This window comes from Mesorhizobium sp. M1396 (genome assembly GCF_040317725.1).
GTDB lineage: Bacteria > Pseudomonadota > Alphaproteobacteria > Rhizobiales > Rhizobiaceae > Mesorhizobium.
The window spans coordinates 40,537-61,921 of sequence record NZ_JAMYLA010000042.1 but is presented as its reverse complement, the minus strand read 5'-3'; the positions used below and the strand labels follow the sequence as shown (position 1 = coordinate 61,921).

The following is a 21,385-nucleotide window of genomic DNA, read 5'->3' as shown; positions in this document are numbered from 1 at the left end:
TATACCGGGCCAAGGACGCCGAAGCCGGCCTGGCCGCGCTCGATGCCTTCGACGCTGGCTACTGGGGCCAACGTTATCCGGCGATCGCTCAGAGCTGGCGGCGCAACTGGCTCCATGTCGTGCCGTTCTTCGCATTCCCCGAGAGCGTGCGCCGCATCATCTACACGACAAACGCCATCGAGGCGCTGAACTCAAAGCTGCGGCGGGCCGTGCGAACGCGCGGTCACTTTCCCAATGACGACGCGGCGATGAAACTGCTATATCTGGTTCTCAACCACGCCGCCGAGGAATGGAAACGCGCCCCGCGCGAGTGGTTCGAGGCCAGAACACAATTCGCCGTCGTCTTCGGCGAAAGGTTCGTCAGCCAATGACGACAACCGGCCTCACGCACAAGATTCCTGACAGTCCCATCCGGCGACTGCGGATACCTACGTCAAGAAATGGTTTCAGCACAAAGGCAACATCCCGACGAACAAGGATCACGCCAAGGGTACCATGAAGATCATCGACCACATCGACAGCGACGCAATCAGAGAAGCTGCCGAGGCCGATTTCATGGCGACCGAATGGGCGAAGCGGACCTTCGGTGCTGATCCGCCTGCGAACGTCGTTAGCGTCAATCCTAACGAGAGGCTTCTGCAAACTCGGCGAATGGGGGGTGGATCATCATGACACCCCTGCTCACAGCCCTGTCATCAGTCCTGTACACACACAGAGACAGAGACAGATACCGAGACATAGACCTGAGACATAGACCTGAACAAAAACAAAAACAGAAAAAGAACTTAAACCTTGTCCGCTTTGGAAAAAGAAAGATCCACAGGGGATGGGCTGCCCTATTGATGCTGTTCGATCTTCACCAAGCGTGCGGCCTCGACCAGAGATCGCATCCTTTTGCGCAGCGCGATATTCTCGGCCAGCATTTGTTCCGTGCGTTCAAGCGCAAGCTCTGTCCGGTTGATGCGCTCCAAGGCATTGGTGAGTTCAGTATCAGCCGCCATGCGTCCGGGGGGTTCCATGATATCCATGGGTTCCCAACTCGTGGCGGGCGATATCGTTCCCTGATGTCGGGCGAAACCGGTGGCGCCGCATGAGGGGCCTCGCCAACCTCATCCACCATCTGGAGGCTGCGCTGTCCGCAGCCAAGGCAGTCCAGAGCGAAGTCGAGCCGGATGGTGTGGCAGACTTTGCCAGAAGATGACTGGATCACCAGCGGCGAGGCCAGCCATAGGTTCCACGTCGCCAAGCAGACCATGCTCGATTGGTGCCGCGACTTCGACATCGGCAAGTAGATCAACGGCACGCGCTGGATGGTGTCGATCTCCCGGCTGAAGGCGAGCGGCCTCCTCGCCACCTACCGACCGCGCGAATAGTAGGGAGTCGCCAACTTGGCAATCCGCCGGCTCCTTATGGCGCAAGCCCGAGAGCCCTATTCCCGCGCAATCTTGAGCTGTTGAAAATAGTCTGATGTCCGCAGCTCTCCTCACCATGTCTGCATTTGCCGCCACCATCGGCGTTAACCCGTCAACCATCAGCCGGGCTGTCGAGCGCGGTTCATTGCCTGTGGTCGTTCTGGCTGATGGCCGGCGTATGATCGACCGGCAGGCTGCCGACGCAGCGCGGCGCCAGAACTCCAACATCAAAAACGGCCATGGCGGCCGACCAGATCGGGCGGAGCGTCGGCGATCAAGTTGGAGGGCGAAATCCACGGATGGATACGACCCGGCTGTGAAAGCGTGCCTGGCGGTCATGACAGCTGAATGGCCGTCGTTGATCCGGGAGGCGATGGAAGTCTTGGGAGCCTCAGAACTCGACCAGGCCCGGGCGGTGATCGCGGTGGAAGACCTTACCGCGACGCTAGCGTGTGCGGTGCACCAGGATATCAATCGCTCGCGCATTCACGACTTTCGCTTGCCGTTGCCGGATCGGCCGGTTCTGGCCTGGTCCGCCGACGTGAAAGAATTCGTCGAGAAAATCGGCAACGACGGATCAGGCGGTCAGTGGACTTCCGATGACGTCGAAGGCCTGCCCGGCGGCGCTGACTGGGCGGACCGCTCAATGTCGGCGTGCTGGGGAGCCAAGCCTTGAAACCAATCTGCAGCGTCGTGACGACGCGGCGTCCTTTGAAGGAGAAACACATGACCTCTTCCACATTTCCCGCACATTGGCGCGCTGCGGTCGATCGCGGCGATGCCTCCGGCTTCACCAGCCATGTCGATCTCATCGCCTTCTATGCGGCGGTGCAGCCCGTGTATCTGAAGCTTTCGAGTATTCAGAAAGATAACCTGCACGAACTCGACAGCATGCCGGCCTGCGCGGATGCCGCATTGGAGGCAAGGATGAGAGCCCATGCAAGAGCGCGGGCGGCCGAAACTCAAGCTGCCTCCCAGCATCAGCCAAGGTTTATCGGGGTCACGAACCTGGCGCGGATTCCGACTCTGGCTGAATGCCGAGCTTGGCAAGGTTTCCCGTTCATCCGACCATGGGCGAAGGTGGTTCAGCGCCACAACGAGGAGCGCTTCGGCAAAGCCACAATCCCGGCCCGTCACGAAGGGTGAGGTTCAACCGTGACCTCATGAAGCATTGAACACCATGGGGGTCAGCCGCGTCATCACGACTGGCGGAGAAAATCCTGAAGATAACCGACCGTTGATATGCAATATGCAATCGCGCCCTAACTCCTATATTGACGGAAGGGCATGGGAGGTTTGTATGGCCAAAAGCACGAAATTGAATGTGTCTGTCTGGTACAGCGAAAAGAGCAACCGTATTCACATCGCAGGCGGCGGCTTTCGTTCGACGGTGAATGCGGACCCCGACAGCAAGCGCCACCATCCCAACCTGTTCAAGAAACTGGCAAGATATCTTCGTGACGCGGGCTTGCCCGCGCCCGATGAGGTTTAGGAACTCGCATGATTCCCACATGCGAAGTCAAGATCGACGATCAGTGGACGACCATGAGCGCAGCGGCGGCGCATGGTTACCATGACCTGCCCCGGCGCTGTTTGGGGTGCTTGGGTCCGATCTATATATACCCTCTCAAGAGCGGTAAAATGAACGTCGAGCATATCAGCGCTCACGCTGGCTGTCCGCTCACCTATAATTTTGACGGGCATGCCACCAAGCACCCGGATGCCATCGAATGACCAAGCACCCCAAGCGCCCCGCGCGACCCGAACAAGTTGGCGAATCCGTCGCGGATATTGCAACTGGAGATACCAGTGATACGGTGCCTGGGCTGAAGGGGGCGCGGCTCGGGCGGAATCTTTGTCGCCAGAACGCCGGCGCGAAATAGCCAGGCGGGCGGCATCGTCAAGATGGGGGAAAGAGCAGAAGTAGAGTCGTACCTGCGCGCGATAAGCGTGGAGGCAAAATCGTGCGAACTTAACGACAGTGGGTCTGTTGACTGCGCTTACTTCTGCCGATGTGACGACGGTTCAGATTACGCCGTCAAGAATTCCGATAGGAACGCATCTTTGCCACACCAGGAATGGTTTTGCACCCGACTTGGAGAGCTGGCAGGGCTTGTATCTCCCGCGATCAGAATTGTGCGCGTCGACGGTCGGGAGTGTTTCGGGTCACGATGGGAGAGCGGCATCGAAACGGGAACCAATAATCAAAATGGATGGTGGACACGCGCCAAGACTGGGGAGATAGATTTTTCCCTTCTCGCCCCGACACTCTCCCGGATTCTGGCATTCGACCTATTTGTTCACAATGTCGACCGCCACCTCGCAAACTACCTAGTGGTGAAGCAGCGGTCGGGCCATGCAATTTTGGCCTTTGATTATTCGCAGGCATGGATATGGAACGGCCTGCCACCGCCTCCGCTCCCTCTAGGGCAACAGACGAACACCGTCATTGCGCTGAAAATTCTGCGCAGACTTTTCGGAGAGTTTATACAATTCAACGAAGCGTCGCTCGTCTGTCAAAAGTTAAGATCAATCAAAATCTCAAGCATAGAAGCAATAATACTAGAACATCCATCAATTTGGTTGACAAATCAGCAAAAGGATGGGATATTGACGTGGTGGAATTCTGTGGAACGCGACCAACGGCTAAGCCAGGTAGAGGAGGGCATAAAAAATGGATCGTATTTATAGTTATGCTATTCTTCAGGCCGCGCCAGACGCTCGCAGGGGCGAGCGGGTGAATATTGGACTGCTTGTTCTGAAAGACGACGGCCTGGATATACAGGTTTTCGAGTCTAGAAAAATCCGCGCTCTTACGGGTAGATCATGGGATTCGTTTATCGATTCCTATTCAACCATGATGCGAAGTGTGGACGATCCGTCTCTCTCGAAGGAAGAACGGTTCACCTACCTATCCGCTGCCCAAGGCGACATTCTTTTATCAAAGCGGGGATGGTTTGAGGCTGCGAGCGAGGATCAATACAAGTCACGTGTAAGAGAGATCGTAAAAGTTAGTATCTCGCGACCGGCCCCTGAGCGGAAGAGAGACGATTCGTCGATTGTTTCAGAAATCAGTTCAGACCTGCGTTCCGCGAAGATATTGGCGTCTAAAGACGACGGCCTTAACAGTGGGAAGGTGGTCAAAAACTACAAAGTGGAAATCGGGCTAGAGGCGGATTTTGCCCAGTTGAATTCCAAGCTGCATGTAGCCTCGGTTCTGGATTTGAGAGCAGCTCACCCTCACCTGGCCCAAGCCGCTCTGAAGGCCGTTATCTTGGATCGCGCAGAAGCAGTCTACGGCGCCAGGATACATAAGATTGGAGTGTATGCTGTTGCGCCGGCGAGGCGTTGGGAGGTCATGGAAAACATCACGCTGTTAGAACGATACGCCGACGACGTGGTGAATTGGGAAGATCCTTCAGACCGGCGAGGTTTGAAGCGCATGTTCTTCGACGCATATAATTCTCATATGGATATTCAAACCGACAAACATGCTTAACCGAAGATAATGCCCTAAAGGGCATGGACAAGCTCCACTCTAAATCCTGCGCGCTCTGTGAAGGGCATGGCGCGGGCTTTTCACGCGTACAGCTCCAGCGGTTTGTGTCCTGGTTGCTCCTGCCAGAGACTTGCCGGAGGTCGCGCCATCTACTGGCCGCAGGGTCGAGCACGGGTGGAAATGCTCGATCTCTTTGCCGGCTGGTCACCGTTGGCGGTGGCCGGGGATCGGGGAGCCAAGGTCAGAAAGTTTCGTCACAACCCTTCGGACATCCAATTTGGCTAAAATTGTTCCGGAACTAAATCAGCGGTCGCCGCTTGAATCGCGATTTTGTGAGTCCGTTCATGCGTTTGAAGTTCATCGAGCCGTTGATCCCGACCCTGGTGGAGAAGCCTCCCGAGGGCGATGGCTGGCTTCACGAGGTGAAATTCGACGGCTATCGCTCCCAGATCGTCAGGGATGAGGACGGCGTGCGCATCTTCACACGCCGCGGCCTCGATTGGTCGGCGAAGTATCGAGACTTGGTTGATGCCGCCAAACGGCTGAACGTCCAGAATGCCATCATTGACGGCGAGATCATCGTCACCAACGAAGCGGGGCTGTCCGATTTCGCAGCGCTGCGCAAGGCCATCACGCGGCGCCAGCATGACCTCTATTTCGTCGCCTTCGACCTGCTGCATCTCAACGGCCATGACCTGCGCGATATGCCGCTGGAGGAGCGCCGCGAGATCCTCGCCGAGATGATGTCGGAAGGCGGTCGCATCCAATTCAGTCAGCCATTGCCGGGCGATGCCAAGGGCATTTTCCATCTAGTCGAGCAGGCCGGACTGGAAGGCATGGTTTCGAAACGCCGAGACAGCAAATACCGAAGCGGCAACTCGACCAACTGGCTGAAGGCGAAATGCTATGCGGTCGGCGAGTTCGATCTCCTCGGCGTCGAGAGCGAGGTGGGCAAGCCGGCTTTCGCCCTGATGGCAGAGCGGGGCACAGGGCGCTATGTCGGCAGCGCCTTCATCACATTGAACCGGGAATTGCGCGAACGGCTCTGGAAGCGCGTCCAGGACCATGCTGGGCCACCGCCGAAGGGCATGAGGCGGCCGGCCACGCAATGGGTCAAGCCGGGGCTGATCGGCCGCGTGAAGCACCTACGGGGCGAGGAAGACTTGCGTCACGCATCACTGCAGGATTTCCGAGAGGAGAGCCAGACATACGAGCCTCGCCAGACCGGGCTATCCTGGGCTGCGGAACTTATCGGACTTCCTAAGCTTGTGCTGATATGAGCACACGCGGCGTCAACTTCCTCGACAAATGGATGGCAGACCATCTGCCGAATGCGATGACAGACGATCCGGCCGCGATCAGTGATTTGGCGGATCAGGCAATGAAGGCTGCCGCTCGGGATGGCATTCACCCGGACGAGATCAGTGAGGAGGTCGGCAGCGTCTTCAAGGCCATCTTTGATGCAATGCAGTACCGCGAAGGTGGCTTGGCCGACTGACATGAAAATGAGCGATCGTCCCGCGTTCTTGCTCTCAAAGCCTACGTTCTGCAGACTTTCGAGTGTCGCAGGGAACTTTTACGGGGACGTTCCCTTGTCCCTTTGACCCGAGGAGGAAACCAAATGGCAAATCTGGGAAAACTGGCGGTGGCGATGCTTGGCATTCTGGCTTACCAAAATCGCGACAAGATCGGAGACCTGATACGCGGTGCAGGAAACCGCGATCCAAACAACCCGCAAGGCGGGCTCTTGGATCAGTTGTCCAAGGGGGTATCCGGGACGGCGCTCGGGGACATCCTCGACCGCTTCAGAAATGCAGGAGTGGGGTCGAAAGTAGATTCGTGGGTTAGTACCGGACCCAACCAGCCGATCGAACCAAAGGAGGTGGAGACGGCAATAGACGAGGACACCCTCACTTCTCTTTCAATGCAGACTGGTCTCTCCCGCGATGAGCTTATAGCCAGGATCACGAAAGATTTGCCCGACGCAGTCGACAAGCTGACGCCAGACGGCGAACTGCCGGCAGCAAACCCGACCCAAGAGACCGGTGAAATCACACTGCTCGATCAGTTGCCGCCACGCACCCCCGAGCGGTAGCCACGTTTCGATTGATCATGCATTGCCGTCCACGGCGCTCTCTTCGTCGAGCGCTTGCGGCACAGGTAGATAGGCATTGGCCACAAGCCATTCACGGATAATCGTCCGGATCAAATCGGCTTTTGAAAGCCCCATCTCGGTCGCCAGTCCACCCAGAGCTTCTTCGACATTCGGCTCCAGGACGACGCCAGTGACATTCCTCAACATCAGCGCAGCCCGTCGCAGCATCACCTGAAGATCTGCGCGAGATATCACGGCGATCTGATCGGAGGCGTTCTCAAGCTCACAGGCGATGGTCAAGCGTGTCATCAATCCTTTCCGCTATAGGAACCTCTCTCCCTCGGCGCGGTGCTCAAACAGAACCAGTGCGAGGCTTGTCGCGGCCGGGCGAAGCCCCATCCGGCATTCCGGCCGCAGCGGGCGTGCTCGCACGCATGGCCGAGGTTTGCGCCGCGCTCACGCTGCGGCACGGCTTCGGGGAGGCGGTCGGTTCGTCGCTCATGCCGAAAGATTCCACAGGTGCCCTTGACGTTCAAAGAATTTGTTCCTTTTCTGTTCTCATGGCGCACGATCCGATCGACACGCTGGGCAAGGCGACCCGGCACAACATGCTTGTGAAGGCGGAATGCAGTTGCGGCAACGTCCGCTATTGCCGTTCCGCCGACCTGATGATGGTCTATGGCGGCGGCGTCGATCCTTTGAAACTTAAGTTCGACTGCAGCCGCTGCAAGCCGCAGATCTAGATCACGCTGCTTGAGGTGCATCCTGAGCATCTGCCGAAGCGATTGATGATACACAAGCCAATGAAGATCGATGGCAAGATCCATTGGCATACCGAGCGGTTCAGGGGATGACGGAACGCCTCGTCGCAGGACAAAGGGTGGAGGATGCGAAGGTCGACAACCATAAAGCCAGGCGACATATTTGGGCGGTTTACAGTGATCGGGCAGGTGGAGAACGATCGTCGCAACAAGCCTCAGCAACTTTGTCGTTGCGAGTGTGGCAATGAGCGCCTTGTCCTGAACAACAGTCTGAAGACTGGCAACAGTCGCTCTTGTGGCTGTCTCGCACGAGAACGGGCGGCGGCGACACAGTATCGTCATGGTGGTAAGGGCACGCCTCTTTGGCGCGTCTGGCGTGGCATACGAAAAAGGTGCGAGAGCCGCCGACTTTCATCACTATGGCGGGCGCGGGATCAAGGTCTGCGCCGAATGGCATGACCTTGTCGTTTTCCGCGATTGGGCACTTGCCAATGGTTGGGAGGATCGCTCGCACCTTCCGAAAAACGAGCGCTTGTCCATCGACCGGATCGATAATGACGGTCCTTATAGTCCTGAAAATTGCCGCTGGTCGACAAAAACAGAGCAGGCTCGCAACAGGCGCAGCAACCGCGCTGTACGCCGCTCGGATGGCAAAACCTACGGAACGATCGTTGCTGCGGCCGAGGACATGGGAACTTCTTACAGGGATATTCGAGCGGCCTGTCTCTGCACGCGCAAGGGCAAGATCGTCGGCGGATACGGCTGGGCTTTCGCTCAGGAATGGTCCCGGTAGCGGAATACCTGCGGGCCGCAAGATGAGCACACCGGACAGAACAACGGGAGCTTGGACGGCCCCAGCCCCGGAGGCATGGCCCGCTGCCTCAGGGTGGCGGGCTTTTTTCGCTGACAGGAACCTTACGCGGCGGCCAGCCGTTGAGCATGACAATCAAGGGAGGTTGAAAATGGCCGCCGACCAAAACGAAGCCGCGACACCGAGACCGACGCAGCGCGAAGCTCAGGAAGCCTTGGAGAAGCAGGTCGCTCAGCTGAAGCGGGAAATCAACAAGATCAATCGGACGCTGGCAGAGCGCGCCGAAGAGGCCATCGAGGAAGCCACAGGCTGGTATGACAGCGCTGCCGATCGCGCTGGCCGTACAGCCCAGGCGCTCCGGACTGGGGCTCAATCTGTTTCCGGTGCCGTCCAAGACAATCCGGGTACGGTGTCGACCGCCTTCATTCTCGGCGCCGCATTAGGTCTGCTGATGGGCCTCACCCTCAACACTACTGGGCCTAGTCAGGATCGCTGGTTCTATAAGTGATCATCAGGCTGCGCTGGATATGCCAAACAAAGTCCAAGATCCGGCAAACCAAACGGCGATAAGAATTCCAACGCAGGGGCGCGACGAGCCCGCTGCCTCACGGTGGCTGGCTTTTGAATAGTTCCGCGGAAGGAGCTTGCAACTTCGGAAAATTGCCATACTTGGCGGCGCCATAAGATGTGATCTGACCGCAAAGCGCGAGGTTGGCGTTGAGGTCATGTTCAGCGAAATCTTGCAGTTGCCGCAGTATGTCTTTCAATTCGAACACCCGCGTTTTCACCGCAGCTATTTGATCTTCCGGCACATCCGTTGTGCCAGCGCCGGTCTCCATATCCAGAACCGTGAACGGCGCCAGCAATTCACCGAGCCTTGCCCGCCGAGCGCTGTAATCGCTTAGCGTTGTCTCCAGCACCTCATAGCGCAACGCAGCAAGAGTGATTGAGTCCACGAACGGACTGCCGAGATGGTCTAGGAACGGAGCTAAATCTTCGGCATGAATTTGCACATCGGCTTTGGATCCCACATGTGGCTTCATAACCTGCCACAGCTCCAGACCCTTAGCCTGTGCGTCTGTCACTCCCTCGCGAACGACTTGCGCGACAGTGAACGTCCCGTTTGTGATCTGCTGGACCTTTAGCAATGTCCGAACTGCGGCCGCTTTTTCAGCCGCAAGTCGCTGCTCGCCGTCACGTCTGCGGGATTCATTCGCAGCTTGCCGCGCCAGAAGCCAAGAAACTGCGCCGCCGACGATTGCGCCCAGCAATGCGCCGCCAAAACCAGAGATCAGTGCGACCCATTCCGACGCCGCCATCTTGTCCATTCGGACACCTCTCCATGTCGCGTCCATGTCGCACGGACCTGCCGATAGTCGCAGGAAACCCTTGGAAATCAACGGTAGCGGTTTGCAACATGACGCGACATGAAATCAGCCACCCGGATGCCTGTGCTTGCATCTAAGTCGCTGATTTTATTTGGACAATTTTTGTAGCGGGAGAGCGCTACCGCCTTTTCCCCCACTCAAAAGACTTGCGGTATTTTCTGCGAAGTTGGGCGTGACGGAGCTGTCTTGGTGCTGCAAGAACGGTATGGAACGCGAAAGTCTGACTGAAGCCGACGAAGATTTTTCGTGGCGCGAACGGCAGCTTCGCGCCTAATATCGGCCAGCGTCGTAGGAATTGATGCGATGACTGATCAGCGCGTCACGAGCAATTGAGGGTCCATTCACAAGATTGGAGTGCATGTTTCGATCGAAAGGTGTCGCCCTTGCGTCGCTTGGCCTCGTCCTGGGACTTGCCGCTGCCCCCCGCGACCCCTGCAGCGGAGTAGGCGTCGGCAGGATCGGTGCGAACGCCTTCGCGACGCGAAGCCGGCCATAGACGTTGACGTCGAACATCTCGGCGACACCGTCGAAGCCAACGGTCAACAGGGGCTCCGGCACCAGGGTGCCGGCGTTGTTGACAACGATGTCCACGTCGGTCGCGATTTTCGCCAAATCCGAGACTGCCTGAAGCCCATCGGCACGATGACGGATTTCTCAATGTCGTAGAATTCGTCGCTGGTCACCTCAAGCCGGCTGCGCAGGCGGTCGCCCGAGGCATCGGTGAAAGGCATGCCCGACAGGTGCACCTTGGATCCCGGCGCCTGGCTGGCGATCAGGATGCGGGCGCTGGATGATGGCTGCAGCACCGGCGCGGCTCATGCGGCAACGGTTTGCCGACGGGATTTTCGACGCAGATGCGGCAGGCCCGAACCGTCGCTGCAAAACTGTCCAGTTCCACGCTCAAGCGGCGGCACTCGGCCGGCTGGAGACCGCCTGATGCCAGCGCAACACATTGGTGTATTCATCCGGCACCTTGATGCGCGCCGGATTCATGAAGTCGACCGCGATCAGACCGGTGATATCGGCAATCGAATAGCTGTCGCCGGCGACGAATTCCCGGCACGCCAGCTCGTCGTCGAGGATTTTCAGGAATGCGACCGCCTTCGGTTTGTTGGCCTCGCCCCATTCGGGGATCTGCGGAATTTCCAATTCCTTCATGGCCGGATGGATATGGCGAAAGGCCTGCGCGACGGAACTGAGCAGGTTGAACTCCATCCTCCTCTGCCACATCTCGACCTGCGCCTTGCCGAGCGCGCCACGCCCGAACAGGGCGGGCTCGGGGTGCAACTCCTCGAAATAGCGGCAGATGGCGACGGATTCGGTGACGATGGTGCCGTCGTCAAGCTCCAGCACTGGCAGGTGTTGCAACGGATTGCGTGAGCTGACCGTCTGGCTCTTGTGCTCAAGCGCGCCCATGTCGACCGACACCAAAGGAACCGCGATCCCCTTCTCAGCAAGGAAAACGCGAACCCGCCGCGGATTGGGCGCCCGGTCGCTGTCGTAGAGTTTCATTCGATTCTCCCTTTTTCTTCCCAGCCAATGCTGGTTTCGGGTCCCGCAGGCGGCAGCGGCGGAATGGTCAGAGCCATCGGCGAACCTCGGCCTTGTAGCGGCGGGTAGTCGTCGCCGAACTTCGCTTCGAGATAGCGCTCCTCGCGGGCGATCACCTGCGTCTGGATCGCGACCAGCACCAACGGGAGCAAGGCGAAGGCGATCGGACCGTCGAAGCCGATCGCAAGGCCGGCATAGATAAGCGCCATTCCGAGATACATGGGATTGCGGGTCCACCGATAGGGACCGGTCGTTGCGATGAGCGTCGTTGGCTGCGACGGGGGAACGTTGGTGCCCAGCCGCCGGAACAGCGCCGCTGCCGCAAGCATCATCGCCGCGCCGGCAACGAACAGCAGCGCGCCCGTCGCGACCAGCAACCGCCAGTCGATGCCGAAAGAGCGCAGGGCGACGAACCGCTCCGCCGCCAGCCCCAACAGCAGCGCTCCTAGATAGACGAAGGGCGGAGGGAAGCGCACACCCGCGCTGTCCGGTTCGACGGTCATGCTCATCCTCCAGTCTGTGCTCTCAAACCAGCATCGACTGCTGGGCCGAGATACCCGCCAGCGCGCCGTGCGATATTGCTGTGGTGACCGAAGCCATGGCTGGGTTTGCAAGATCGCCGGCGGCGTACATGCCGGGTATGCTGGTTTCGCGGCGCTCGTCGGCCTTGAGGGCGATGCCGAGGGGCGTATTGACCGTGGCAAGTCCCAGTGATTCATGCAGGCTTGCGGACGGCTTGTTGCGCGGATGCGCGAATAAGATATCGACTGCGACATCGGGGGCGGTATCGAGCTTGAGGGTGGCGTTATGCCCCCCGTGACGGGCGATTTCGGTGATCCGGCCATCAACGACAGGTATGTTGCGGCGCGCCAGATCGGCCCGGATATCGGGTGCAATGTCGTGACCATCGGCGAAGACCGTCAACGTGTCGGTCCAGTCGTGGTACAGCCTGACATAATTGTGCGACTGTGGGCCGGACCAGACGAGGCCCCAATGCTGGCCGGCGACTTCAAAGCCGTCGCAATAGGGGCAGGGCACGATGGACGTGCCCCAGCCTTCGGCAAAGCCCGGGACATCAGGCATCTGGTCGGCAACGCCATAGCTCAGGATCAGTCGCCGCGCCCCAAGGCTTTCACCATCGCCAGTGAGGACGGAGAAATCGTCGATGGCGCCGGAGACCCTGTCGGCCCGGGCATTGACCAGCCTGATCGTGGGATAGCGCGCCAGCTGCTGCCGCGCTTCGGCCAGGATGTCCAGCGGTGGCTTGTGATCGTGGCCGAGCAGACCATGCGAGTGGCCGGCGAAGCGGTTGCGCGGCAGGCCGGTATCGAGAACGGTGACCTTGCGGCGGGCACGGCCGAGCTGCAGGGCGGCGGCGAGACCGGCAAAGCCGCCGCCGATGATGATGACGTCATCCATAGTGATGGGCTCCGTGTTGCGGTTGGAGGGGTGTGGGCTGGGCCTGGCGCGAAATAGCGTCCAACGATACGCGCTCGAGACGGGCAGCGAGCAGAGTTCCGGCATCGCCGAGACAGTCGCCCATCACTGTGTTGACCGGCCGGACGATGCCGCATTCGATATCTCCGGGCGGCCTCGGGAAACTTGATTTGGAGGACAGGGTAAAATCCAATCGTTGGCTTGCATTTCTGAAACTGCGTGGTATCGTAATTCAACAATTAAGATACTGTCAAGGACTGTAATTGCCGTGACCGAAAATAACCAGGGCAGGCGCGGCCGGCCCGCCAACGAGGCGCTTGGCCAAACGATACTCGACGCTGCGTCCGAACTCTTTGTGGAATTGGGTTTTCAAGCGACGACATTGGACAAGGTCGCCCAGCGGGCGAAGATATCCAAGCTCAGCATCTATCGGCACTTCGAGAACAAGGAGGCGCTGTTCAGCGCGGCCATCGCGTCCGGCTGCCATCAGTTGTTTGCACCACCGGCCCTTCTTGAAGGCGTCGACGGTTCGGTCGAAGATCAGCTCATGGCTGTGGGATCATCCCTGCTTCGCACGCTGTTGAGATCAGACGTCCGCAGTGTCGAAGCCATGGTAATGGCCGACCAGACGAATCCAAAGTCGTTAAGCAAGCTCCATTACGAAGCCGGCCCCGCCCATGTCATCGCCCAAATCGAGGCCCTGTTGCGTCAGTTGCACGCGAAGGCGGTTCTGAACGTGCCCGATTCTCTCCGGTCCGCCCGCTTGTTTGCCGCGCTTTTCAAAGGATCCGATCTCCTGATTATCGCACGCTTCGATGAGGCGAGAGCAGCGGACGACAACGAAATCGAATCCTATTGCCGGTCGGCCGTCGCCATGTTCATCGCCGCGCACGGTGGGAACGACCACGCGGGCGGATAGCCTGGGTAAGAACGGACCGGAACAAAGGATATGGCATGACAGAGAAGAATGTTTATCAGGTAGCCGACTGGAAAGGCCAAAGCGGGGAGCGCTGGGTCACTTACCAGGCCAGGCTCGATGCCATGATGGCGGTGTTCGGCCAGGCCGCGATCGAAGCCGCCGCGCCCGTTACAGGCGAACGCGTGCTGGACGTCGGCTGCGGCGCGGGAGCGACTAGTCTGGATCTGGCCGCCCGCGTCGGCGCGGGGGGCCATGTGCTGGGCGTGGACATATCCGAACCGCTGATCGGCAGAGCGCGCGCGCTAGCGCCACAGGATACGCCGGCCGTGTTCCAGGTGGCCGACGCCAGCAGCACCGAATTGCCCGAGGGCGCGTTCGACATCCTGTTCTCGCGCTTCGGAGTGATGTTCTTTGACGATCCTACGGCGGCCTTCACTCATATGCGCCGTGCGCTCAAGCCGGGCGCGCGGGTCGCTTTCGTCTGCTGGCGCGGCATGGCCGAGAACGATTGGGTGCGCTTGCCGATGGGCGCGATGAAGGGCATCCTTCCGCCGATGACGCCGCCCGGTCCCGAAGCGCCCGGCCCGTTCTCGTTTGGCGACCAGGGGCGGGTGGCGCGTATTCTAGCGGTGGCTGGCTTCACCGATGTCGCTATCGCGCCCTTCGATGCCTCCATCCCGTTCGGCAAGGGGGAGACGCGGGACGCGGCGCTCGACGACGCGGTGAAGATGACACTCGAGGTCGGCCCGCTGGCGCGCTCTCTCGCTGATCAGCCCGACGATATCCGCGCCCGCACCTCGGCTGCGGTTCGTGCCGCCTTCGCGGGCTGCCTCGGTGAGCGGTCGGTGATGATCGACGGCGCGGCGTGGATCGTCACCGCGCGCAATCCGGCAAGTTGATAGGGATTAATACGCCCTTTGCTGAGTGAGACACTTGAGCTTCCCAAATGACGATGAATCGTTGCAAACGGGAGGTTTGCGATGGGAGCAGCGATTTCATTACGGGCGGATTTTGACGCGGAAGGTCTTCGGCGTTTGGCCGCAAGAGCAAGCATGCGGCGGCGCAGGCGCGTCGTCTTTTGGCGCTTGCCTTGATCTATGGCGGAGGCTCGCGCTCGGATGCTGACAGCCTGGTTCCGCCCGACGACATCCGAACCAAGGTTCGCCCAAATCCGATTGAATGTACCCGAACTTGCGCAGATTGTTTTCCCAACAACAACAACCAATGGGAACATAAAATGTCGTACAAGTTGAAATTGGGTTTCGTCGCTGCGATCGCGCTGGCCGGTCAGGCGTTTCAGGCGGCCGCCGCTGACAGCATCACGGTTGCGGAATGGGGCGGCGCATCTCAAGCCGCTGACAGAGCAGCGTTCTTCGAGCCGTTCACCAAGGACTCCGGCATCAAGGTCGTCGACGACGTTTGGCAGGGAGACCTGTCGACGATCCTTAGTCAGGTGCAGACGAAATCCTACAAATGGTCCCTCGTCAGAGCAGAGACAGCGCTCGTCAAGCGCGGCTGCGAACAGGGTATTCTGGAAAAATTCGATCCCGCATTGGTCGGAACCGCCAAGGACTATCTTCCCGGGGCATTCCAGCCCTGCGGTCTGGCCTATGCAACGTTTTCGACCAATATCGCCTACAACGCAGATAAGCTGAAGGATAATCCTCCAGCGTCGATCAAGGACTTCTTCGATCTCAAGAAATATCCCGGCAAGCGCGGGATCCGTCGCGACCCGGTCTATGCAATCGAGCTAGCGCTCCTGGCGGACGGGGTCACCCTCAAAGATCTTTACAAGGTCATGCGCACGCATGAAGGGATCGATCGCGCCTTTAAAAAGCTGGATACGATCAAGGACCAGGTCGTCTGGTGGGAATCGGGCTCGCAACCGCCACAGCTTCTGGCCGATGGCGAAGTGACAATGTCGACTGTCTGGGGCAACCGGATCGTCGCGGCTCAGAAAGAAGGCAAGAACCTGCAGATAGTCTGGGACTATCCCGGGCTTGACTACGACTGGTTCATCATGCCCAAGGGTTCTCCGGACGCTGCGAACGCCTCGAAGTTCCTCAAGTTCATCACGGAACCGAAGAACGCCGCCAAGCTGAGCGAAGTGGCGCCATTCGGGCCTGTTCTAAAGGCTGCCATCCCCCTTGTCGGCAATGAGTATGTCGACAGCTTGCCGACCAGCCCGAAAAACAGCAAAAACGCCTTCGCGTTCGACTCCGAGTTCTATGCCGACAACCAGGAAGACCTTACTGTTCGGCTGACCAATTGGCTCCAGAAATAGCCATCTTCCAGGGCCACTGTCCTCTGAACGGGCCTGGCCCTTTTTGATTTGACACGAGATTGCCGCCTCACTCGGGTGTCTCGCCGGTTGTCGGCGACGCTTCCAGCAGTTTATTGGCGCCGTAGCGCCACATGGTGTTGCGCCGAGAAGCAATCATTGAGCCGCGAAAGCCGAGGATTGATCCGATGTCAGTCACCTCATTTCATCCCGCGGAGGCCGAGCAGGTTTTGCAGCCCGCACAGCTTCATCGCGCGGTGAAAAAGTCGGGCCGAAAGCGCAGGTTAGTGTCTCTTGCGCTGTTCGGCCCGTTATTGGCCTTTGTTCTCGTCTTTTTCATATTCCCGATCGTGTCCTTCATGGCATTGGCTTTTCACAACGACGAGGTGAGGACGGGCTTTCCATTGACGTCGCAAGCCATTCAAGGTTGGGACGGCATTGGCACCCCGTCTGAGCAGGTATTTGAAGCACTGGCCCAAGACCTGCGTGACAGCTCGAGGCCGGAAGCAGTTACGATCGCTGCTGCACGCCTGAACTTCGATGTCATCGGCTTCCGCTCGCTGATATTGTCCACGGCGACCGGGTTGCGCCAGGCGGCAGATGCGACGTCCAAGCCAGCACAAGAGGAGAGCGTACCCGACGGGTTTTCCATCTTCGGCAACGCTGCCGCGGAAGACAGTTCTCAAGCACGCGCAAGCCTTGGAACGCCGAAGCAGCAACTCATAGCCATTGACCCCCGCTGGGAGGAGACGCGCTATTGGGCTGCTGTGAAGCGGGGCACGTGGGCGGTTACTCCCCTCTATGTTCTGGCGGCGTTGGATTTGCGCACGGCTGACGACGGCTCCATCGAATGGGCATCTCCAGACCGCCAGATCTACCTCACTCTGATTGGAAGGACGTTCTTTGTCAGTGCCATCGTCACGCTGATTTCGATTGCGCTTGGCTTTCCCGTCGCACGGTTTATCAGCACTCAGCCTCCGAGCCGAGCCAACCTATTCATGTTCCTGGTCCTGGTGCCGCTGTGGACGTCGATTCTGGTTCGAACCACGGCGTGGGTTGTCCTTCTCCAGGGCGAGGGTCTTCTCAATGACGTCATAGTGAAACTTGGCCTTTCGGCTACGCGTCTTCCCTTGATCCACAACCGGTTCGGCGTGTACGTGGCGATGGTCCACATCTGTCTGCCATTCATGGTCCTGCCGCTCTATAGCGTTATGAAGTCGGTTCCAACCTCCTATACCCGTGCCGCCGCATCCCTAGGCGCGGCGCCAATGCGTGTCTTTTTCAAAATCTATCTGCCCCTGGTTTTCCCCGGAGTGGCGGCAGGCGCTCTCCTCGTTTTCATAATGGGGCTTGGCTTCTATGTGACGCCGGCGCTTGTTGGTGGACCGCGCGACCAAATGCTCAGCTATTTCATTGCTGCCGCCATCAGCCGAGAATTGAACTGGGGTATGGCCGCGGCATTGAGCATCATTCTGGTCGTCATCGTCATCGTCACGCTCTTTGTTCTTAGACGGTTTTCGTCAACAGCCTTCACGCGTTGAGGAACGAAATGGTAAACACCTCCCAGGAAAAGGTATCCAATCTGGCAGTGGCCGCCGTCAGTCTGCTGGTGTTGTTGTTCCTGATCGTTCCGCTGTTGGTCGCGATCCCACTCTCGTTCAATCTGGAGCCTTATTTCACCTACCCAATGCCCGGCTATTCACTAAGGTGGTATGCCGAAATATTTGGCAGCAGTGCCAACGGCGTCGCATGGCATGCGGCGTTCGCCAACAGCCTGTTTATCGGCTTGTGCGCGTGTGTCGTGGCCACGGTGTTGGGCACGATGGCGAGCTTCGGCCTCAATCGCGAGGATGTGCCTTTCCGCGGCCTGGTTCAGGGCTTGCTGCTGTCTCCCCTGGTTGTTCCAGTGGTCGTGTTCGCCACCGGCTCTGTCTACTTTTTTGCGCGATTGTCCCTGGTCGGAACCTACACCGGCCTCATCATCGCCCACGCGCTGCTCGGGGTCCCCTATGTCGTCATCACGGTCACAGCCGCGCTCAGCGGCTTTGACAACAATCTTTACAGGGCCGGGGTCAGCCTTGGCGCGACACCGCTTTCGGTCTTCCGCAAAGTCGTCTTGCCGCTGATCGCGCCGGGCGTAGCATCAGGCGCAGTCTTCGCATTTGTGGTCTCGTGGGACGAGATCATCGTTACGCTTTTCCTGGCCTATCCGGAACAGCATACGGTTCCGCGCAGGCTCTGGGCGGGTGTAAACGAACAGCTTAGCCCTGTCGTGATCGCAGCCTCCACGATCCTTTTCATCATCACGCTCGGCCTTCTCTTCGCGACGGAATATCTCCGCAGGCGAAACGAACGGCTTCTTGGCAGCGCATAGTGAGGACACACAGATGAGCAGCCAATTCGATCCCTTCCTTCAATTTATCGATGTGCAGAAGGCATACGACAGCACCACCATGGTGGTGAAATCGCTTAACCTGAACGTTGCCAATGGCGAATTTCTGACACTTCTCGGCCCCTCCGGTTCCGGCAAGACCACGACGCTGATGATGCTGGCAGGGTTCGAGGAGCCGACGAGCGGTGAAATAAGGCTTCAGGGGCGTTCGATGAATGGCATTCCGCCGCACAAACGCGGCGTGGGTATGGTGTTTCAGAACTACTCGCTGTTCCCCCATATGACCGTGGGGGAGAACCTTGCTTTCCCGTTGCAGGCGCGCGGCATGGGAAAAGCCGAGCAGACGACGCGTATCCGAACCGCGCTCGACATGGTGAAGCTCGGCTCTTTCGCGGACCGGCGCCCGGGTCAGCTTTCTGGTGGCCAACAGCAACGGGTTGCCTTGGCACGAGCGCTTGTGTTCGAGCCCGAGCTCGTGCTGATGGACGAACCACTTGGCGCGCTGGACAAACAGCTGCGGGACCATATGCAGCTTGAAATCAAGCATCTGCATGACCGTATCGGGGTAACGGTGGTCTATGTAACCCACGATCAGACCGAAGCCTTGGTCATGTCTGACCGCATCGCCGTCTTCAATGAAGGCCGTATTCAGCAGATCGCGGCGCCAGCGGAAATCTATCAAAATCCGGAAACGGATTTCGTCGCCCAGTTCATCGGCGAGAACAACCGTGTTGAGGCTATCGTAAAGCAGGTGAGCGGAGACCAGTGCCAGCTTGTCCTGAAGGACGGCGCAATCGTGCTGGCAAACTCGCCTCGCAAAGCTGAGGCAGGAGAGGCTCGCGTTTTGTCCGTGCGGCCCGAAATGATCGTCGTGGGTCCCGATGCGCATGATCTGGCGAACAGCTACGAAAGCAAGGTGCGCGAGATCGTCTATCTCGGAGATCACGTGCGCGTCATTCTAGGTTTCGGCGGGATCGACGATCTCTCGATCAAACTGACGCACAGACGGGCAGCCAACCTTTCTATCGGCGATCGTGTGCGTTTCGGGTGGAAGCCCGAGGACTGCAGGGCCCTCTAGGCCCTGCTTAGGTATTTGGCGCGACCGACCTGCCGCCTGGGACGCACCCGCGGCAGACAAGTGCGCAAAATTCAATACACGGAATAGTCAAATGCAGATTGATACAGTCGTTCGTTCGCACAACAGATTCGCGCTCAATGACGAGGAAACGGCCGAAGTTTCGCGGGCAGACCGGGATCATTATACGCATGCTTGGCCGTCCTTTCGCTCTGCCGCGCAAACCGAATCCCTGGTGGTAACCGGCGGGGAGGGCGCGTACGTGTTCGATGCCGCAGGCCGGCGCTATCTGGACGGCATGGGCGGGCTCTGGTGCGTGAATATGGGGTATGGTCGCGATGAGATCTGCGATGCGGTGGCCGAGCAGATGCGACGCCTACCTTATTACAATCCCACCGATGGGTTGGCGAATGTGCCGGCAGTGCGCCTTGCGGAAAAGATAGCATCCCTGGCACCGGGCGAGCTCAATCACGTTTTCTTCACCTGCGGCGGCTCGACCGCGAACGATTCTGCCGTCAGGCTGGTCCAGTTCTATCAGAGCGTTCGTCGGAAACCCGATAAGCGATTCATAATCACGCGCCTGCGAGCCTACCACGGCAGCACCATCATGACGGCATCGATGGGGGGCAACCCGCGCGAGCGCAGTCCGCACCTGCGGTACGTAACTGACATCATCCGGCAGGTCTCATGCCCCAATCCGTACCGCCGTCCCGACGGAATGAGCGAGTCCGAGTTTTGCGATTTCCTCGTCGACGAGTTGCGTGCGACGATTTTGGAATTGGGCCCCGAGAATGTCGCCGCATTGTTTGCCGAGCCGATCCTGGGATCGGGAGGTGTAATCGTACCTCCGGATGGCTACAATTTCAGAACTTGGCAGCTCTGCAAGGAATACGACATCCTCTACGTTGCCGACGAGGTGATCACCGCCTTCGGCCGGCTCGGGCATTTCTTCGCATCGAAAGACATGTTCGGTATTGAGCCTGATATCATCACATTTGCCAAGGGCATCACGTCCGGGTACCAGCCCCTTGGCGGGTTCGTTTTTTCGGACAGCATCCACAAGGTGCTGGTCGAAGCGGAGCCTCAGGCACCTTTCGTGAACGGCTATACCTACACGGGCCATCCGGCCGCGTGCGCGGCCGCCCTTGCGAATATCGCTTTGATGGAAAGGGAAGACATCTGCACTCACGTACGCAGCGAGGGCTTATACTTTGAAAAGAAGATGCGCGAGCTCGCAGACCTGCCCATGGTTGGTGATATCAGAGGCAGCCATTTCATGATCTGCATCGAGAGCGTGCAAGATCGGTCCACAAAGGAGCCGTTCAGTTCTTCTGTTGGAGTAGGCGATCTCATCGCCAGGAATGCCGGACAACTTGGCCTCATCGTCAGACCCCTGGGAAGCATGAACATCATCTCGCCCCCCTTGGTGCTTAGCCACAGCCAAATCGACGAGTTTGCGCGGCTCATGCGGGAAGCGATTGTTGTTACGCAAGATCAGCTCATTGCATCGGGTGACCGTCGGATCACCTGAGAGTGATGGGTTCGAGATTGTAAGATGCAGATTGTCCATTCAGACGCTCACTTGGGGCACACGGGTCGTGTCGAGCCGTTGGAAAGCCGTATTGTGCCTGTGTCGGAAGTGCCCAAAACCCGAAAGGGCGACAGCGATCCTTGAAGCGGTGACTGCGCGTGGCCGGGGAGAAATCGTTAGGCTGCGCGATTTTAGCTTGGCGCCCATCCATGCCGTGCATCCGCCACGCGCAA

At 58.7% G+C, this 21,385-nt stretch carries 28 protein-coding genes and 2 pseudogenes; 21 read left to right on the top strand and 9 right to left on the bottom strand.

Annotated features, from left to right (window positions below; all coding sequences use genetic code 11):
• Together NKH02_RS24510 and NKH02_RS24505 are read left to right on the top strand one after the other, a co-directional pair.
• On the top strand, positions 1 to 371 hold a 371-nt coding region (locus tag NKH02_RS24510), incomplete at its 5' end, for a transposase (protein WP_352882168.1).
• Between the two features lie 124 nt (positions 372 to 495).
• Complete coding sequence (locus NKH02_RS24505; protein WP_352882165.1) at positions 496 to 672, top strand: hypothetical protein; 177 nt, start codon at positions 496 to 498, stop codon at positions 670 to 672.
• A 164-nt stretch (positions 673 to 836) separates the two neighbouring features.
• Here NKH02_RS24505 and NKH02_RS24500 read toward each other — a convergent pair whose 3' ends face one another.
• The gene (locus NKH02_RS24500; protein ID WP_352882163.1) at positions 837 to 1,028 is read right to left on the bottom strand and encodes a hypothetical protein; all 192 of its coding nucleotides are present in this window, start codon (positions 1,026 to 1,028) and stop codon (positions 837 to 839) included.
• A gap of 439 nt (positions 1,029 to 1,467) precedes the next feature.
• Between NKH02_RS24500 and NKH02_RS24495 the strand changes: the two genes are divergently transcribed.
• From NKH02_RS24495 to NKH02_RS24460, 9 genes are all read left to right on the top strand, one after another.
• Complete coding sequence (locus NKH02_RS24495) at positions 1,468 to 2,088, top strand: MerR family transcriptional regulator (RefSeq protein ID WP_352882160.1); 621 nt, start codon at positions 1,468 to 1,470, stop codon at positions 2,086 to 2,088.
• Between the two features lie 50 nt (positions 2,089 to 2,138).
• A complete protein-coding gene (locus NKH02_RS24490; protein WP_352882158.1) occupies positions 2,139 to 2,558 on the top strand; it encodes a hypothetical protein in 420 nt (139 codons plus the stop codon).
• A gap of 154 nt (positions 2,559 to 2,712) precedes the next feature.
• Positions 2,713 to 2,904 carry a hypothetical protein gene (locus tag NKH02_RS24485; RefSeq protein WP_352882155.1) on the top strand — a complete coding sequence of 64 codons (192 nt, stop codon included), beginning with the start codon at positions 2,713 to 2,715 and terminating at the stop codon, positions 2,902 to 2,904.
• Between the two features lie 8 nt (positions 2,905 to 2,912).
• Positions 2,913 to 3,146: a hypothetical protein gene (locus tag NKH02_RS34570; protein WP_502913859.1), complete on the top strand. Its 234-nt coding sequence runs from the start codon at positions 2,913 to 2,915 to the stop codon at positions 3,144 to 3,146.
• Positions 3,147 to 3,317: 171 nt separating this feature from the next.
• Complete coding sequence (locus NKH02_RS24480) at positions 3,318 to 4,103, top strand: HipA family kinase (protein WP_352882152.1); 786 nt, start codon at positions 3,318 to 3,320, stop codon at positions 4,101 to 4,103.
• A complete protein-coding gene (locus NKH02_RS24475; protein ID WP_352882149.1) occupies positions 4,087 to 4,911 on the top strand; it encodes a hypothetical protein in 825 nt (274 codons plus the stop codon). Before NKH02_RS24480 ends, NKH02_RS24475 begins: the two co-directional genes overlap by 17 nt.
• Before the next feature lie 344 nt (positions 4,912 to 5,255).
• A complete protein-coding gene (locus tag NKH02_RS24470) occupies positions 5,256 to 6,191 on the top strand; it encodes an ATP-dependent DNA ligase (protein ID WP_352882146.1) in 936 nt (311 codons plus the stop codon).
• Positions 6,188 to 6,409 carry a DUF768 domain-containing protein gene (locus NKH02_RS24465; RefSeq protein ID WP_352882143.1) on the top strand — a complete coding sequence of 74 codons (222 nt, stop codon included), beginning with the start codon at positions 6,188 to 6,190 and terminating at the stop codon, positions 6,407 to 6,409. The genes NKH02_RS24470 and NKH02_RS24465 overlap by 4 nt, the downstream gene beginning before the upstream one ends.
• A gap of 123 nt (positions 6,410 to 6,532) precedes the next feature.
• Positions 6,533 to 7,006 (top strand): YidB family protein, encoded by a 474-nt coding sequence (locus NKH02_RS24460; protein WP_352882142.1) that lies wholly within the window; start codon positions 6,533 to 6,535, stop codon positions 7,004 to 7,006.
• A gap of 15 nt (positions 7,007 to 7,021) precedes the next feature.
• On the opposite strand, the gene NKH02_RS24455 is transcribed toward NKH02_RS24460, so the two are convergent.
• A complete protein-coding gene (locus NKH02_RS24455; protein WP_352882140.1) occupies positions 7,022 to 7,315 on the bottom strand; it encodes a ribbon-helix-helix domain-containing protein in 294 nt (97 codons plus the stop codon).
• 65 nt (positions 7,316 to 7,380) lie between these two features.
• On the opposite strand from NKH02_RS24455, the gene NKH02_RS24450 reads away from it, so the two are divergent.
• The 3 genes from NKH02_RS24450 to NKH02_RS24440 all read left to right on the top strand — a co-directional run bounded on the left by NKH02_RS24450 (position 7,381) and on the right by NKH02_RS24440 (position 9,086).
• Positions 7,381 to 7,749, top strand: coding sequence for a hypothetical protein (locus tag NKH02_RS24450; protein WP_352882138.1), 369 nt, complete (start codon positions 7,381 to 7,383; stop codon positions 7,747 to 7,749).
• 394 nt (positions 7,750 to 8,143) lie between these two features.
• Positions 8,144 to 8,560, top strand: coding sequence for a hypothetical protein (locus NKH02_RS24445; RefSeq protein ID WP_352882136.1), 417 nt, complete (start codon positions 8,144 to 8,146; stop codon positions 8,558 to 8,560).
• 169 nt (positions 8,561 to 8,729) lie between these two features.
• The gene (locus NKH02_RS24440) at positions 8,730 to 9,086 is read left to right on the top strand and encodes a hypothetical protein (RefSeq protein ID WP_352882134.1); all 357 of its coding nucleotides are present in this window, start codon (positions 8,730 to 8,732) and stop codon (positions 9,084 to 9,086) included.
• A gap of 97 nt (positions 9,087 to 9,183) precedes the next feature.
• On the opposite strand, the gene NKH02_RS24435 is transcribed toward NKH02_RS24440, so the two are convergent.
• The 6 genes and pseudogenes from NKH02_RS24435 to NKH02_RS24410 all read right to left on the bottom strand — a co-directional run bounded on the left by NKH02_RS24435 (position 9,184) and on the right by NKH02_RS24410 (position 12,936).
• A complete protein-coding gene (locus tag NKH02_RS24435; RefSeq protein ID WP_352882132.1) occupies positions 9,184 to 9,906 on the bottom strand; it encodes a hypothetical protein in 723 nt (240 codons plus the stop codon).
• 330 nt (positions 9,907 to 10,236) lie between these two features.
• Positions 10,237 to 10,578 (bottom strand): Rossmann-fold NAD(P)-binding domain-containing protein, encoded by a 342-nt coding sequence (locus tag NKH02_RS24430; RefSeq protein ID WP_352882130.1) that lies wholly within the window; start codon positions 10,576 to 10,578, stop codon positions 10,237 to 10,239.
• Between the two features lie 14 nt (positions 10,579 to 10,592).
• Positions 10,593 to 10,927 (bottom strand): annotated as a pseudogene (locus NKH02_RS24425) (uracil-DNA glycosylase family protein); the annotation flags it as partial.
• On the bottom strand, positions 10,867 to 11,478 hold the full coding sequence (locus NKH02_RS24420; protein ID WP_352882127.1) for a glutathione S-transferase: 612 nt from the start codon (positions 11,476 to 11,478) through the stop codon (positions 10,867 to 10,869). The gene NKH02_RS24420 and the pseudogene NKH02_RS24425, both read right to left, overlap by 61 nt.
• A 67-nt stretch (positions 11,479 to 11,545) precedes the next feature.
• Positions 11,546 to 12,020, bottom strand: a pseudogene (locus NKH02_RS24415) (methyltransferase family protein).
• Between the two features lie 22 nt (positions 12,021 to 12,042).
• On the bottom strand, positions 12,043 to 12,936 hold the full coding sequence (locus NKH02_RS24410) for an NAD(P)/FAD-dependent oxidoreductase (RefSeq protein WP_352882125.1): 894 nt from the start codon (positions 12,934 to 12,936) through the stop codon (positions 12,043 to 12,045).
• Between the two features lie 286 nt (positions 12,937 to 13,222).
• On the opposite strand from NKH02_RS24410, the gene NKH02_RS24405 reads away from it, so the two are divergent.
• The 3 genes from NKH02_RS24405 (at position 13,223) to NKH02_RS24395 (ending at position 16,157) form a co-directional block, all read left to right on the top strand.
• Positions 13,223 to 13,873: a TetR/AcrR family transcriptional regulator gene (locus NKH02_RS24405; protein WP_352882123.1), complete on the top strand. Its 651-nt coding sequence runs from the start codon at positions 13,223 to 13,225 to the stop codon at positions 13,871 to 13,873.
• A 35-nt stretch (positions 13,874 to 13,908) separates the two neighbouring features.
• A complete protein-coding gene (locus NKH02_RS24400; protein WP_352882121.1) occupies positions 13,909 to 14,772 on the top strand; it encodes a class I SAM-dependent methyltransferase in 864 nt (287 codons plus the stop codon).
• 179 nt (positions 14,773 to 14,951) lie between these two features.
• The gene (locus NKH02_RS24395; RefSeq protein ID WP_352882120.1) at positions 14,952 to 16,157 is read left to right on the top strand and encodes an ABC transporter substrate-binding protein; all 1,206 of its coding nucleotides are present in this window, start codon (positions 14,952 to 14,954) and stop codon (positions 16,155 to 16,157) included.
• Positions 16,158 to 16,224: 67 nt separating this feature from the next.
• Here the strand turns inward: NKH02_RS24395 and NKH02_RS24390 are convergent, their stop codons facing one another.
• Entirely contained in the window at positions 16,225 to 16,353 is a 129-nt protein-coding gene (locus NKH02_RS24390; RefSeq protein ID WP_352882119.1) for a hypothetical protein, read from the bottom strand.
• On the opposite strand from NKH02_RS24390, the gene NKH02_RS24385 reads away from it, so the two are divergent.
• The 4 genes from NKH02_RS24385 to NKH02_RS24370 all read left to right on the top strand — a co-directional run bounded on the left by NKH02_RS24385 (position 16,343) and on the right by NKH02_RS24370 (position 21,152).
• Positions 16,343 to 17,695 carry an ABC transporter permease gene (locus NKH02_RS24385; protein WP_352882117.1) on the top strand — a complete coding sequence of 451 codons (1,353 nt, stop codon included), beginning with the start codon at positions 16,343 to 16,345 and terminating at the stop codon, positions 17,693 to 17,695. The two genes, NKH02_RS24390 and NKH02_RS24385, sit on opposite strands and share 11 nt — an antisense overlap.
• An 8-nt stretch (positions 17,696 to 17,703) precedes the next feature.
• Positions 17,704 to 18,528: an ABC transporter permease gene (locus tag NKH02_RS24380; protein ID WP_352882115.1), complete on the top strand. Its 825-nt coding sequence runs from the start codon at positions 17,704 to 17,706 to the stop codon at positions 18,526 to 18,528.
• A gap of 13 nt (positions 18,529 to 18,541) precedes the next feature.
• On the top strand, positions 18,542 to 19,624 hold the full coding sequence (locus NKH02_RS24375) for an ABC transporter ATP-binding protein (protein ID WP_352882113.1): 1,083 nt from the start codon (positions 18,542 to 18,544) through the stop codon (positions 19,622 to 19,624).
• Between the two features lie 91 nt (positions 19,625 to 19,715).
• Positions 19,716 to 21,152 (top strand): aminotransferase, encoded by a 1,437-nt coding sequence (locus NKH02_RS24370; protein WP_352882111.1) that lies wholly within the window; start codon positions 19,716 to 19,718, stop codon positions 21,150 to 21,152.
• The last annotated feature ends 233 nt before the right edge of the window (positions 21,153 to 21,385 follow it).